The sequence below is a fragment of the Salinimicrobium sediminis genome (assembly GCF_900215295.1).
In the GTDB taxonomy this organism is placed as follows: Bacteria; Bacteroidota; Bacteroidia; order Flavobacteriales; family Flavobacteriaceae; genus Salinimicrobium; species Salinimicrobium sediminis.
Window position 1 is genome coordinate 100,343 of sequence record NZ_OCMF01000005.1, and the last position, 13,812, is coordinate 114,154.

At 40.4% G+C, this 13,812-nt stretch carries 17 protein-coding genes; 10 read left to right on the forward strand and 7 right to left on the reverse strand.

The genetic code is table 11. The features are described from left to right. Positions 1 to 25 precede the first annotated feature (25 nt). From CRO16_RS15155 to rlmH, 3 genes are read right to left on the reverse strand one after another with little or no spacing between them, the layout of a single operon-like run. On the reverse strand, positions 26 to 1,861 hold the full coding sequence (locus tag CRO16_RS15155; RefSeq protein WP_097057250.1) for a DEAD/DEAH box helicase: 1,836 nt from the start codon (positions 1,859 to 1,861) through the stop codon (positions 26 to 28). A gap of 56 nt (positions 1,862 to 1,917) precedes the next feature. After that, entirely contained in the window at positions 1,918 to 2,499 is a 582-nt protein-coding gene (locus CRO16_RS15160) for a non-canonical purine NTP diphosphatase (protein ID WP_097057251.1), read from the reverse strand. A 6-nt stretch (positions 2,500 to 2,505) separates the two neighbouring features. Next, positions 2,506 to 2,979, reverse strand: a complete 474-nt coding sequence (gene rlmH / locus CRO16_RS15165; RefSeq protein ID WP_097057252.1) for a 23S rRNA (pseudouridine(1915)-N(3))-methyltransferase RlmH — start codon at positions 2,977 to 2,979, stop codon at positions 2,506 to 2,508. 50 nt (positions 2,980 to 3,029) lie between these two features. Here rlmH and nadC point away from each other — a divergent pair, with 50 nt between their 5' ends. The 4 genes from nadC (at position 3,030) to priA (ending at position 7,948) form a co-directional block, all read left to right on the forward strand. Beyond that, positions 3,030 to 3,887: a carboxylating nicotinate-nucleotide diphosphorylase gene (nadC, locus tag CRO16_RS15170; protein WP_097057253.1), complete on the forward strand. Its 858-nt coding sequence runs from the start codon at positions 3,030 to 3,032 to the stop codon at positions 3,885 to 3,887. A 3-nt stretch (positions 3,888 to 3,890) separates the two neighbouring features. Beyond that, positions 3,891 to 4,817, forward strand: coding sequence for a YihY/virulence factor BrkB family protein (locus CRO16_RS15175; protein ID WP_097057254.1), 927 nt, complete (start codon positions 3,891 to 3,893; stop codon positions 4,815 to 4,817). A gap of 21 nt (positions 4,818 to 4,838) precedes the next feature. Then, a complete protein-coding gene (locus tag CRO16_RS15180) occupies positions 4,839 to 5,402 on the forward strand; it encodes a chalcone isomerase family protein (protein ID WP_097057255.1) in 564 nt (187 codons plus the stop codon). 92 nt (positions 5,403 to 5,494) lie between these two features. Further along, entirely contained in the window at positions 5,495 to 7,948 is a 2,454-nt protein-coding gene (priA, locus tag CRO16_RS15185) for a replication restart helicase PriA (protein WP_097057256.1), read from the forward strand. Here the strand turns inward: priA and CRO16_RS15190 are convergent. After that, positions 7,942 to 8,652, reverse strand: a complete 711-nt coding sequence (locus CRO16_RS15190) for a LytR/AlgR family response regulator transcription factor (RefSeq protein WP_179670559.1) — start codon at positions 8,650 to 8,652, stop codon at positions 7,942 to 7,944. The genes priA and CRO16_RS15190 overlap by 7 nt on opposite strands. A 164-nt stretch (positions 8,653 to 8,816) precedes the next feature. Between CRO16_RS15190 and rpsF the strand changes: the two genes are divergently transcribed. From rpsF to CRO16_RS15210, 4 genes are all read left to right on the forward strand, one after another. Continuing rightward, positions 8,817 to 9,155 (forward strand): 30S ribosomal protein S6, encoded by a 339-nt coding sequence (gene rpsF / locus CRO16_RS15195; RefSeq protein ID WP_097057258.1) that lies wholly within the window; start codon positions 8,817 to 8,819, stop codon positions 9,153 to 9,155. 2 nt (positions 9,156 to 9,157) lie between these two features. Next, positions 9,158 to 9,454 carry a 30S ribosomal protein S18 gene (gene rpsR, locus CRO16_RS15200; protein ID WP_029036469.1) on the forward strand — a complete coding sequence of 99 codons (297 nt, stop codon included), beginning with the start codon at positions 9,158 to 9,160 and terminating at the stop codon, positions 9,452 to 9,454. Between the two features lie 12 nt (positions 9,455 to 9,466). Further along, the gene (gene rplI, locus CRO16_RS15205; protein WP_097057259.1) at positions 9,467 to 9,922 is read left to right on the forward strand and encodes a 50S ribosomal protein L9; all 456 of its coding nucleotides are present in this window, start codon (positions 9,467 to 9,469) and stop codon (positions 9,920 to 9,922) included. 149 nt (positions 9,923 to 10,071) lie between these two features. Beyond that, positions 10,072 to 10,548 (forward strand): DUF6495 family protein, encoded by a 477-nt coding sequence (locus tag CRO16_RS15210; protein WP_097057260.1) that lies wholly within the window; start codon positions 10,072 to 10,074, stop codon positions 10,546 to 10,548. Between the two features lie 2 nt (positions 10,549 to 10,550). Here the strand turns inward: CRO16_RS15210 and CRO16_RS15215 are convergent, their stop codons facing one another. Genes CRO16_RS15215 through recF form a run of 3 tightly spaced genes read right to left on the reverse strand, consistent with a single transcriptional unit; the run spans position 10,551 to position 12,341 of the window. Then, entirely contained in the window at positions 10,551 to 10,847 is a 297-nt protein-coding gene (locus CRO16_RS15215) for a DUF721 domain-containing protein (RefSeq protein WP_097057261.1), read from the reverse strand. Next, a complete protein-coding gene (locus CRO16_RS15220; RefSeq protein WP_097057262.1) occupies positions 10,831 to 11,265 on the reverse strand; it encodes a lipocalin family protein in 435 nt (144 codons plus the stop codon). Before CRO16_RS15220 ends, CRO16_RS15215 begins: the two co-directional genes overlap by 17 nt. Then, a complete protein-coding gene (gene recF, locus CRO16_RS15225; protein WP_097057263.1) occupies positions 11,262 to 12,341 on the reverse strand; it encodes a DNA replication/repair protein RecF in 1,080 nt (359 codons plus the stop codon). The genes CRO16_RS15220 and recF overlap by 4 nt, the downstream gene beginning before the upstream one ends. A gap of 137 nt (positions 12,342 to 12,478) precedes the next feature. Here recF and CRO16_RS15230 point away from each other — a divergent pair, with 137 nt between their 5' ends. Together CRO16_RS15230 and ribH are read left to right on the forward strand one after the other, a co-directional pair. Continuing rightward, entirely contained in the window at positions 12,479 to 13,252 is a 774-nt protein-coding gene (locus CRO16_RS15230; RefSeq protein ID WP_097057264.1) for a tetratricopeptide repeat protein, read from the forward strand. Positions 13,253 to 13,255: 3 nt separating this feature from the next. Then, entirely contained in the window at positions 13,256 to 13,753 is a 498-nt protein-coding gene (gene ribH, locus CRO16_RS15235; RefSeq protein WP_097057265.1) for a 6,7-dimethyl-8-ribityllumazine synthase, read from the forward strand. Positions 13,754 to 13,812: the final 59 nt, after the last annotated feature.

Below are 13,812 nucleotides of genomic sequence, written 5' to 3' on the forward strand. Positions count from 1 at the left end.
AATTGTACCAAAAGCTTTCCAAAAATTACTTTTTTGATCTTCTTCTTTTAATGGAGCTTTCAATGCTGCTGCTGCGGCCACCGCTCTTCTTTCCCTGGCGTCCGCCGGATCCTGCGTCAGATGACCTTCTTCTACCACCCGTAGGTGCATCAGATGAACGTCTGCGGCCTTTATCTCCACTTCTGGAGGGCTTGTCAAAACTGCGTTCGCCTTTGTCTCTACCTTTAAAGCCACCCCCGCCTTTGCGGCCGCCACTGCGTTCCTTGCCGGCGCTTTTCTTGGTGATCTCCACATTGATGTGACGACCATTGTGTTTAAAATCCTGGAAAATTTTAATCACTTCTTCCGCTTTTGAACTGTCTACGTTAAAAAAGGAGAAGCTGTCTTTTACTTCAACACGATTTACATCATCTCTTCCAAGATCTAAAGTAGCCTTAAGGAAATCCTTGAGGCTCATCCAGTCAAAATCATCTTTTGCTCCTACGTTAATAAAGAACCTGGTGCTGTCACCTTCGTCCTCATAAACTTCCGTAGAACCTTTTGCATTAAGATCCTGTGCGTTGTTGTAGTAATTAAAGAATCTGGTGAATTCTACCGAAAAGAATTTTTTAAGGAGTTCTTCTTTTGTAAGGCCTTCAAAAAGTTCGGCTATACTCGGTAAATATTTATCGATCTCATGATTGATCTCTGTCTTACTTATTTCATTGGCAAGGTGGAATAGCTGCACTTCGCAGATCTCTCTGCCATCGGGAATATCCTTTCTTTCAAAAGCCTGCCCTATGATTCGCTCAATACCTTTGATCTTCCTTGCTTCACTCTTGGAAACAATTACCATAGAAACTCCGCTTTTTCCGGCTCTTCCGGTACGACCGCTTCGGTGAGTATAAGTTTCTATTTCATCTGGAAGCTGGTAGTTGATCACGTGAGTAATATCGTCAACGTCAATTCCGCGGGCAGCAACATCTGTAGCTACCAGCATCTGGATCTGTCTTGCTCTAAAACTTTTCATCACCAGGTCACGTTGATTTTGACTCAAGTCTCCATGAAGAGCAGCAGCGTTATACCCATCTTCGATAAGCTGTTCGGCTACTTTTTGAGTGTCACGTTTGGTGCGACAAAAAACAACAGAAAAAATATCCGGGTTTGCGTCTGAAAGTCTTTTTAAGGCTGCATAACGGTCACGGGCATTAACCACATAATACTCGTGGGAAACATTTGAGGTTCCCATGTTCTTTGTACCCACAGTAATCTCTACCGGGGTGCGCATAAACTTTTTAGCAATAGTAGAAACCTCCTTAGGCATTGTAGCCGAGAACAACCAGGTGCTCTTTTCTTTTGGAGTATGGGAGAGGATCTCTGTAATGTCCTCATAAAAGCCCATGTTCAGCATCTCATCTGCTTCATCAAGGATGCAATACTGGATGGCAGAAATATCTACCAGCCTTCTGTTCACCATGTCCTGCATACGGCCGGGAGTGGCAACAATGATCTGGGCTCCTTTCTTGATCTGCGCAGCCTGATCTGTAATACTTGCGCCTCCATAGATAGCTACGGTATTCAGGCCCTTGAAATATTTTGAGTAATTCTTTAATTCGTTTGTAATTTGTAAACACAACTCACGGGTTGGAGAAAGAATAAGGCCCTGCGTCTTTCTACTGTTTACATCAATTTTTTGGATAAGCGGAAAGCCAAATGCTGCGGTCTTTCCCGTTCCGGTTTGTGCAAGAGCCACCATATCTGTGTCTTCCTGCAATAAAATTGGGATTGCTTTTTCCTGTACTTCGCTAGGGCTTTCAAAACCCATGTCTTTAATTGCCTGTAACAGGGCGTCATTCAATCCTAATAATTCAAATTTATTCATACATATCTAATAAGCGGCAAAGGTACGGATTAGTTAGCAGCTTATTACATTAATATTTAACTGTTCAAATGATCAAGAAAGTCAATCAATTTGCGGATTGCACGCCCACGGTGACTGATTTTGGATTTTTCTGAAAGGTTCATTTCGGCGAATGTTTCCGATTTTCCTTCGGGTTGAAACACAGGATCATAGCCGAAACCTTGTAAGCCTTTCCTTTCAAAAATGATATTTCCGGCACAAATTCCTTCGAAAGTGTGGAACTTTCCTTTAAGATGCAGTGCAATTACTGTCTTAAAACGGGCACTGCGATCTTCTTTTCCTTCCAATTCGTTCAATAGCTTTCCAATATTGGCATCGCTGCTTTTTTCTTCCCCCGCATACCTGGCAGAGTAAACTCCGGGCGCGCCATTTAAGGCTGCGACCTCCAGACCGGTGTCATCGGCAAAGCAATCATATCCGTATTTTTCCTTTACATATTCAGCTTTTTGAATAGCATTGCCTTCAATGGTGGGCGAGGTTTCAGGAATATCTTCATGGCAACCAATTTCTTCCAGAGAAAGCAGGTGGATACCTTCAGGCATCAAGGATTGTACTTCTTTTATCTTGTTCTTGTTATTCGTGGCGAAAACCAATTTCATAGCAGATTATTTGTGATGGTAGGGTTCATTCCGAAGGATAGTAAAGGCGCGATACAGCTGTTCGACAAAGAACAGTCTTACCATTTGGTGCGAAAAAGTCATTTTTGAGAGGGAAATTTTTCCGTCGGCACGGGAGTAGACTTCTTCAGAAAAGCCATAAGGGCCTCCAATGATAAAGATGAGCTGTTTCATGCCGCTGTTCAACCGCTTCTGAATGTATTCTGAAAAACCTTCCGAAGAAAATTGCTTTCCGTTCTCATCGAGCAGCACAACAAAGTCGGAAGTATTTATTCTCTCGAGGATCAGTTTTCCTTCTGCAGCCTTTTGCTGCTCTACAGAAAGGTTCTTTGTCTTCCTTAGATCGGGGATGATCTCCAGTTCAAATTTGTTGTAGTGGCCCAACCTGTTGACATAGGTTCCGATGAGGTTTTGCAGTGCATTATCATCAGTTTTTCCTATTGTCAGCAATTTTATGGTCATGGTAAAATTTTAGTGTTTACTTTGTAACTTTAGCAAAAATAGGCACTGCAATGATTTCAAAAGAACAATTTGAAAAGGAAATTGAAATAATAATTGAAAATGCTTTAAGGGAAGACGTGGGAGACGGGGATCACAGTTCCCTGGCTTGTATCCCGGCAGATGCCCGGGGAAAAGCAAAATTGCTGGTAAAAGACACCGGAATTCTGGCAGGAGTCGAGTTTGCCCGCAGGGTTTTTGAAAAAGTAGATCCACAATTAAAGATAGAAGTCCAAATGGAAGACGGTAGCCGCATCAAGCCCCGGGACATTGTATTTTATGTGGAAGGAGCTTCCCGTTCCATTTTAAAGGCAGAACGCCTGGTGCTTAACGCGATGCAGAGAATGAGTGCCATCGCCACCAAAACCCGCACCTTCGTCGATAAACTGGAAGGCACTAATACCCACATTTTAGATACCCGTAAAACTACTCCCGGAATCAGAGCTCTGGAAAAGTGGGCGGTTAAAATTGGAGGAGGAGAAAACCATCGCTTCGGACTTTTTGATATGATCATGCTTAAAGACAATCATATTGACTATGCCGGAGGAATAGATACTGCAATTACAAAGACCAAGACTTACTTAAAGGAAAACAACATGGATCTTAAGATCATTGTGGAAGCAAGAAATTTGAACGAGATTAAACAGATCCTTAAAGCCGGGGGTGTTAACCGTATCCTTCTTGATAACTTCAACTATGATGAAACAAAAGAAGCGGTAGCTTTGATCAACGGCAGGTGCGAAACTGAATCCAGCGGAGGCATTACTCCCGAAACTGCCAGGAAATATGCCGAATGTGGAGTGGACTTTATTTCAAGTGGCGCATTAACCCACTCGGTGTATAATCTTGACCTGAGTTTAAAGGCGGTTTAATGCATGACTAACGGCAAGGCAAAAAGTGCTAAAAAGAAAGAAGGTTTTACCTACTGGTGGACCAGCCGGGCAAAAAAGATCATTCTTCCGGGGCTGGAAGGACTTTCTCTTTTTGACCTTTACATTATTTTTTATGCAGGAATTGTCAAGGGTACTTTTTCGGCAAGGGCAAGTGCTATCTCTTTTAGTTTTGTACTGGCCCTGTTCCCTTTTTTGCTGTTTATATTAAACCTCATTCCCTTTATTGACTTTATTGATGATTTCCAGATCCTGTTCCTGGATTTTATCGATTCGCTGCTGCCCCCGGGAACAAGCGCATTTTTTGACGATATTTTTTACGATATCGCAGCCCGCAAAAGGGGAGGACTTTTATCTTTTGTTTTTTTGCTTTCCATTGCTTTAATGGCAAACGGCGTTAATGCAGTGTTTACCGGCTTTGAATTCTCCTATCACACCAAAATAAACCGTTCAATTATAAGACAATATTTCATTGCAGTAGGGGTTTCATTAATTATGGCCCTTTTATTGCTAACTACTGTAGTAGTAACTGTTTATTTGACATTCTTAACAGAAGACCTTAAAAGTCTGGGAGTCGTAGATGATACGGTAATGTGGATAAATGTGGGCAGGTATATAATATTTATATGTCTGGTATATATAGGAGTAGCGATCCTTTATTATTTTGGAACCAAAGAAAGCAGATTGAGCCGCTTTTTTTCAATAGGAGCTTTTTTTGCTACTATTTTGATCATTCTGACAACTTATCTATTTGGGATTTACATTGAAAATTTTTCAAACTATAATGAGCTCTATGGTTCGATTGGAGCACTGTTGATTTTGATGGTGTATATCTGGATAAATTCTAATATATTGTTGCTCGGTTTTGAACTAAATGCCTCTCTTATGAGATTAAAACGAAATAAAAAATAACTTTTTAACAAAAATTCAATTATGAAAAATCTGCTTTTATTAATAATGGCCGTTGTGGTTTCATCTACCGCCGTAGCTCAAAAAGAGGTTGGAGGAGTAACTCTTCCTGCAACTCAAAAATTCAAAGAACATACGTTGCATCTTAATGGAGCCGGGGTTCGGGAGAAGCTATGGATAGATCTTTATGCCGCCGGACTATATCTTGAGAAAAAAACTTCCAATGCAGACGAGGTGCTGAACTCTGATAAACCTATGGCCATAAAGCTTCATATCGTTTCTAAACTTATTACCAGTGACAAGATGGTGGAAGCGGTGACCGAAGGTTTTGAAAAAGCCACCAATGGCAATACAGCTCCAATTCAGGATGAGATCAATACCATGTTAGGTTTCTTTAAAGAAGATATCAAAAAGAATGACGTTTTTGATCTTGTTTATGTTCCTTCTAAAGGAGTTATTGCGCACAAGAACGGTAAAGAAAGGGGTGTAGTCGAAGGGAAAGAGTTTAAAAAAGCGCTTTTTGGAATCTGGCTTTCTAACAGGCCTGCAGACGATGATCTTAAGAAAGAACTTCTTTCCGGAAAATAATCCGGAAACAATCTTTAATCATAAACCATTCTTTTTAGGATGGTTTATTTTTTTGCACCAAATTCCTTTTATTTTTGCTTAAAACCTACGGGATGCCCTTCTTCATCAATGTAATTTTGCCGCTTCCGCTTGACAATCATTTTACATACAGCATTTCTGAAGCTGAAGCAAATTTTCTCAAGCCCGGCATGAGGGTAGCTGTTCCCTTCGGAAGATCAAAGGTTTATTCCGGAATTGTTTCTGAAGTACATCAAAATGACCCGAAGATCTATGAAGCCAAACCTATAGAGCAAATATTGGATAAGAGTCCGGTGGTGACAGCAGCTCAAATGGAGTTTTGGAGTTGGATTGCTTCATATTATATGTGTACTGAAGGAGAAGTGTTACGGGCAGCCATTCCAGGTGCTTTTCTTCTGGAAAGTGAAACTGTGGTGCAGCTTTTAAAAGGTGTGGAAGTGCAGGATGAGGAGCTCACAGATGATGAATTCGTCCTTTATGAAGCCCTGCAACAGCAATCTTTGCTCAAGATCAACGAGATCATCCAGCTGCTGGATAAGAAAACGGTGCTTCCGGTGATCAATTCCCTGGTTGAGAAAAAGGTGGTAGCGGTAAACCAGGAGATCTATGAACAATACAAGCCTAAGCTGGAGCGACATGTGAGATTGCATGAGAAATATAAGGATGAAACGGCCATGCATCAGCTTCTCGATGATTTGAGCAGAGCGCCAAAACAAAGAGAGGTGATTTTTGCCCTTTTTGGAATGACAGCACAGGGCAAAGACCTTATTAAAATTTCAGAATTAACCAAAGAAAGTAAAGCTTCGGCAGCTGTTATTAAAGCTTTAATTGACAAAGAAGTGCTTGAGGAGGTGAAGGTTCGGGAGCAACGATTTCAATTTGAAGAAGGAGAGCTGGCTGGAAAGGTTGCACTTAATGAGCATCAGCAACAGGCTCTTCAGGAAATTCAAACTGCATTTGAAACTCAGGATATCTGTTTGCTTCACGGAATTACCTCTTCGGGTAAAACAGAGCTTTATGTAGAGCTAATAGAAAAAGCAGTTTCAGAAGGGCAACAGGTGCTTTATTTGCTTCCGGAAATTGCCCTTACTGCCCAATTGATTACCCGGCTTCAGAATTATTTTGGAGAAAAGGTGCTTATTTATCACAGTAAATATTCTGTAAATGAGCGGGTAGAGGTGTACCAGAACGTTTTAAATAATCATGACAATGCACGAATTGTAATAGGTGTGCGTTCCAGTATCTTTTTACCTTTTCACGACCTGGGGCTCATCATCGTTGATGAGGAACATGAATCTACTTTTAAACAGTATGATCCTGCACCAAGATATAACGCCCGGGATGCTGCAGTTGTGCTGGCGAAAATGAACGGAGCAAAGGTGCTTTTAGGATCGGCTACTCCGGCTTTGGAATCATATTTCAATGCCGAACACTCCAAATATGGTTTAGTAAACCTCGACCGCAGGTATGGCAATGTACTGCAGCCAGAAATAGAGATCGTAGATATAAAGGAAAAGCACCGCAAGAAAAGAATGACCGGCCATTTTTCTGATAGACTGCTGGAAGAGATCAGGGAAACGCTGAGCAACAACGAGCAAGTCATTCTTTTTCAGAACAGGCGTGGGTTTAGTCCAATCCTGGAATGTAATACCTGCGGGCATTCCCCCCAATGCCCTAACTGCGATGTAAGCCTTACCTACCACAGTCATAACAATCAACTGCGATGTCATTACTGTGGCTATCATATAGCTTTACAAACAAAATGTATGGCGTGCGGCAGCATTGAATTATCCACCAAAGGTTTTGGGACAGAGAAAGTAGAGACCGAGTTAAAAGCTCTTTTTCCCGGACATCAAATTGGAAGAATGGATCTTGACACGACGCGCGGAAAGCATGGATATGAAAAGATCATTTCAGCTTTTGAGGAAGGAGAGATCGATATTCTGGTTGGAACACAAATGCTCACCAAAGGTCTCGATTTTCGAAATGTACGGCTGGTGGGGATCATGAATGCCGATACGCTACTCAACTTTCCCGATTTTAGGGCGCATGAGCGGAGTTTTCAATTGATGCTACAAGTTGCAGGGAGAGCGGGAAGGACAAAGAAACGCGGTCTTGTGCTTATCCAAACTTATAATCCACATCACCAGATCGTGCAGCAGGTTTCTACCAACAATTACCTGGATATGTACAAAGAGCAGCTGGAGGAGCGAAGAAATTACAAATATCCACCTTTCTACAGGCTCATCAGGATAACCCTTAAAGGCAGGGATTATTCCAGAGTAAATGAGGGTGCAGAATGGTTGGCGACATCACTTAAGAATTCCTTTTATGAGAACGTGTTGGGGCCGGAATTTCCCCCAATCGCCAGGATAAGGAATGAGTACCATAAGAATATTCTCATAAAAATTCCGCAGAAGCAGTCACTTGCGAAAACAAAGGAGCTCGTAAGCAGAGTACTACAAAGTTTTAAAGCAATTGGCGCCTACAGGGGTGTGAAAACTGTAATTAATGTAGATCCTTATTGATTCGCAGCCAGTGCTTCAATAAGATTTGATTTTTTATGCCTGCTTAAAGGAATCTGTTGTTTGTCTATCTCAATGTTCCTGCTGTTGTAGCGTTCTATCTTGTCCAGGTTTACAATGTAGGATTTGTGGATCCTCAGGAATTTGTTGGATGGCAACTGGTTTTCAAAAGACTTCATGGTAGCAAGTACTATGAAATTATCTTTTTCGGTGACAAATTTCACATAATCTCCTAAGGCTTCAATGTATTTAAGCTTATTAAGGAAAACTTTACGGTTCTTTAAATTGCTTTTTACAAAGATATAGTTATCATCTTCTGGTGGGGCACCTTCATGTTTAAGCCGGTAAAGGTTGATTGCTTTGGATACCGCGTTAAGAAAACGTTCTTTGGAAATAGGTTTGTGTAGATAATCTACAGCATCGTAATCAAAAGCTTTAAAAGCATATTTGGTCTTTCCTGTGACGAAGATGATCTGAGGTTTGTTGGGAAGATCGTCCAGCAGGTCAAAACCTGATAGAATTGGCATTTCAATGTCAAGAAATATTAGGTCTACTTCTATGTCCAGTAAGCCATTTTTGGTTTCAATGGCATTGTTGTATTCTGCAACCAATTTAAGATTTGGGTGGTCTTTGATAAGCTTTACAATAGAAAGGCGTTGCAAGCTTGAATCATCTACTACTGCACATTTAAGTATAACTTCTTCCACTATAAAAAGGTTAGATCATAGCAATAATAAATAAAAAAAATCATAAAAAAAAGTAAAAGAGGAATTTCACCGATTAAAAAAGCAGTTTAGCCAGGCAGTTCTTGTTTGTAGAATAAAATAATAATGTTACTTTTGCAGCCAATTTAATTTAAAGTAAATTTTTTATGAATCATTATGAAACTGTTTTCATCTTGAATCCCGTTTTATCTGATGACCAGATAAAGGAAACAGTTCAGAAATACGAAGATTTTCTTGTTTCTAACGGTGCCAAGATGATATCAAAAGAGAACTGGGGGCTAAAGAAATTGGCTTACCCAATTCAGCACAAAAAGAGTGGTTTTTATCACTTGTTTGAGTTCACCGCTCCGGGTGAAGCAATCAATCCATTGGAGGTTGAATTTAGAAGAGATGAGCGTATGATGCGTTATCTTACTGTGAGCTTAGACAAACATGCAGTTGCCTGGGCAGAGAAGAGAAGGAATAGAAACAAAGAAAAAGCGTAGTTATGTCATCTATAGAACAACAAGCTAAAGGAAAGAAAGACGGAGAGATCAGGTATCTTACCCCGTTGAATATTGAGACAAACAAGGCTAAGAAATACTGTCGTTTTAAAAGATCTGGTATTAAATATATCGATTATAAAGATCCGGATTTCTTAATGAGCTTCGTAAACGAGCAGGGGAAATTATTGCCTCGTCGTTTGACCGGTACTTCCTTGAAATATCAGAGAAAAGTGGCTGTAGCTGTTAAACGCGCACGTCATTTAGCATTAATGCCTTATGTTGGCGATTTACTAAAATAAAAAGGGGCTATTATGGATGTGATATTAAAGAAAGACGTAGAAAAGTTAGGATTTAAAGATGATGTGGTTTCGGTAAAACCGGGATATGGCCGCAACTTCCTTATTCCTCAAGGTGCTGCTGTATTGGCAACCCCTTCTGCAAAAAAAGTTTTGGAAGAAACTTTAAAGCAGCGTTCTTACAAAGAGAAAAAGCAAATTGAAGATGCAAAAGCTCAGGCTGCAAAACTTCAGAATTTGGATATTAAACTTACTGCAAAAGCAGGTGCCGGTGATAAGATCTTTGGATCTGTAACCGATGCAGATCTTGCTGATGCTCTTGCAAAAGAAGGAGTTGAGATCGAAAAGAAATACATTTCTATCGCTGGTGGAAACATCAAGCGTTTAGGACAGTATGATGCTACTTTGCGTTTTCACCGTGAGGTGGTTACTAACTTCAACTTTGAAGTGGTAGCAGAAGCACAAGCTTAATTGCTGATAAGATAACTTTAAAGCCTGCTTCTAACGGAGTGGGCTTTTTTATTTAGTATTGAGATGTGAGATGTGAGATTTGAAATGTGAAACTGTAAAACAGATTTTGAAAAACCTTGAACCTTAGACCTTAAACTTTAAACCTTTTTATGAAGTACGCCCGATTAACAAAAGAGCAGTTCGAGGAGCTGCACCAGGAATTCATTAATTTTCTTGCATCACAGTCGATAACCGGAGATGAGTGGGAGAGTATAAAAAAGAATAAACCCGAAGTTGCTGAGCAGGAACTGGATGTTTTTAGTGACCTGGTGTGGGAAGGAGTACTTAACCAGGCAAAATTCCTCGAGCATATTTCTCCTAACCAAATTTATCTATTTAAGATCACCGAATTTACCATAAATCTAATTGGGGTTAAAGTAGAATATGAAGCTATTGATATTACCACCCGCCAGGGATATGCCTGGCTGCAACAAAATTTGATGGATAACCGGGTCTCGCTTTACACTTCATCAAAAAATATAAGTGATGATCGCAATAAAGATATTTTTGCATTAATTCAGCAGGGAGCGGTGATCACCAAAGGAGATCTATATGAATTTTTTGAAAAGCACCTGAATCCGGAATAACTTCAGCGTAAAATGATCTTTTTGATCAGGTCTCTCCCCAGCTCTTCGTTGAGCATTTTTATAATCTTTTCTTTTCCGTAGCTGAGTTCTTCCCGTAGCACAGATGAACTTAACTGCACGTAAAGGGTATCGCGTTCCAGTTTAATGGAGGTTGTGTATTTCTCTATGGCAGGACCCATCTGGCTGTTCCAAACCTCCCGCACATGTACCTTATCCAGCCCTTTTTGCAATTTGTTATCGCTAACAAATTCTTTTAGTGCATCGCTAATACTTATGTGGTCATTAATTCTCTTCGCCATAGTTGCCGGAATAGGGGGTGAAACGTCTATAGGTGTAAATAATGCCGTCCCGGTTTAGAACGACAAGTTCATCTTCTTCGGAAGAAAGTACGGTTTCCTTCCAGTTTGCGTAGGGAGTGGAATAGTACAAATTAATACTGTCATTTTCAACCTTTACCTTAAATTTCTCTGCATCATTGGTGGTAATAAAACTTCCGTCGATCTGAGGTTTAACCTTTTTTCTGAAGCCATTTGCGCTATCCACCTCAATATAATCTACCCATTCGCTAAAGCGGAATTCCTTAGAGATTCCTTCGGGTAGGTCTGCCTGTTCAATTTCCCAGTAACCGTTTAGGTTTTGTATTTTTTCTTCATGATCATTACTGCTGCAACTTATAAGCAGGCTTAAAAACAGAATTATGGAAATGCCTTTTTTCACAGGTAAAACATTTTATAGGTTTGGCCGGTGCCTTTAACTACTTTTTCGGTGCGGTCACCATGAGTGTCGCTTATAAACAACTGCCCCAACTCATCTGTCGCCACCAGGTCAACAATATGTGCCACCCGGTTCTCATCAAGCTTGTCAAATATATCATCCATGAGGAGAATCGGAGAAACTTTGCTTAGGTCTTTTATAAAGTCGAACTGTGCTAATTTTAAAGCGATCAGGAATGACTTTTGTTGCCCCTGGGAACCGAATTTTTTAATAGGATGCCCGGCTATTTCAAAAATGAGATCATCCTTGTGTGTGCCCACTCCGGTATACTGCAGCGTCATATCTTTTTGAAGGCTGTTTTCCAATTGATCCTTAAAACTGCCATCATCCAACTGACTTTTATAGGTGATAGTTACCTCTTCGCGCCCGTTGCTAATGGTATCATATCGCTTCTTAAAAATGGGAATAAATGTTTTAAGGAATTCTTTTCGCTTCAGGAAAAGATCATTTCCCAATTCCTCCAGCTGCATGTTGTAAACCGAAAGTGTTTCGCGGTCAAAGCTGTTGTTTGCAGCAAAATATTTCAGCAGGGAATTGCGTTGTGCAAGGATCTTTCCGTAGTTGATGAGGTTGTTCAGGTATTTATTGTCACTTTGGGAGATCACTCCATCCATGAATTTTCTTCTGGTCTCACTGCCCTCAATAATAAGATCTCTGTCTGCGGGTGAAATGATCACGGTGGGAATGAAGCCTATATGTTCACTAAATTTTTCATAAGGCTTATTATTTCTTTTGATCACCTTTTTTTGCCCACGCTTGGCACTCACGATGATCTGCTCTTCCCGCTCTTTCTTTTCAAAGATCCCATCGATCACAAAAAAATCCGAATCATGATTTATGTTTTGGCTGGTGATGGGATTGAAGTAACTTTTTCCGAAGGAAAGATGATAGATGCTGTCGAGGATATTGGTTTTTCCAATCCCGTTATTCCCTACCATGCAATTAATCTTTTGATCAAAATGAAATTCGGCCGTTGTAAAATTCTTATAATTGAGTAAGGAAAGGTTTTTTAAAAACATATATAACTGATATTCAGAAGAATGAATTCCATAGGGAGCCTGGCCGGCAGGGCTTGCAAATTAGCATAAATAAACAATTTAATTCCCTTTAAGTTTTAAAGAAAAATTCTATTTTTGCGCTTCATTAACGTTTATTTATGGCTACGTACAAGAAAAGAGGATATAAGCCCGGCACTAAAGAGGAGCAAAACACGGCTGTTGAAGATCATTCAACAACTGCAGAAGTTTTTAATACCCTTGATGAGGGTGCTAACAAGACTGAAGAATGGGTTGCCCGCAACCAGAAATATATCTTTATCATAATAGGTGTTGCTGCCGTTGTTATTCTTGGATACCTTGGTTATGAGGAATTTATCCAGGAGCCAAAAGAGGCTGAAGCTGCCAATGAAATGTATATGGCCCAGCAATATTTTGACAATGCACTTGATGCCCAGGGTGCGCAAAGTGATTCCCTGTACAATATGGCTTTGACCGGAGGTCAGGGTAAATTTGGTTTTGAAGACATTATAGAGAATTATGGTTCTACCAAAGCCGGTAACCTTGCCCGTTACTATGCAGGTATGGCTTACCTAAGCACCAACCAGTATCAAAAAGCCATTGAGCACCTTGATGACTTTAAGAGTGACGATGAAATACTTGCTCCGCTTGCAAAAGGTGGAATTGGAGATGCTTTCCTTCAGCTGGATCAACCGGAAGAGGCTTTAAGTTATTATGAAGAGGCAGCTACCATGAGAGACAATAACTTTACTGCGCCAAAATTTCTTCTTAAGGCTGCGATGACAGCAATAAGTTTAGGAGATGGGGAAGCTGCTGAAGAGTATCTAACCAGGATCGAAAAAGAATATCCAGAATCTGCTGAAGCTAATAAAGTAGCAGCCTATATGGGTCAGGCTCAGGCAATGCAACAATAATCTATGGCTACCGAAGGAAAAAATCTTTCTGAATACGATAAGAATAAGATCCCAAACGCGAAGGAATTCAGGTTTGGGATCGTTGTTTCTGAATGGAACGATAATATTACTGAGAATCTTGCACAGGGAGCGATAAAAGTACTTCTGGAGAATGACGTTCTGGAAAGAAAGATCGTTCGCTGGAATGTTCCCGGAAGTTTTGAATTGATCTACGGGTGTAAGAAAATGCAGGAGAGTTTTGATATGCTTGATGCTATTATTGCTATAGGTAGTGTTATCGAAGGAGAAACAAAACATTTTGACTTTGTGTGTCAGGCAGTTTCTCAAGGCATTAAGGATCTTAATGTTCAAAACGATATACCTGTTATCTTTTGTGTGCTTACAGATCAAAATGTGCAGCAGGCCATTGACCGCTCTGGCGGTAAACATGGTAACAAAGGAGCAGAAGCGGCGGTTGCTGCAATAAAAATGGCACAGCTGCGCAAGGACTCGCGTATTTAATTTTCTACAATAGGCATTGTTTTTGTTGCTGTGAGTTTGCTCTCCTAAACTTCGGAATT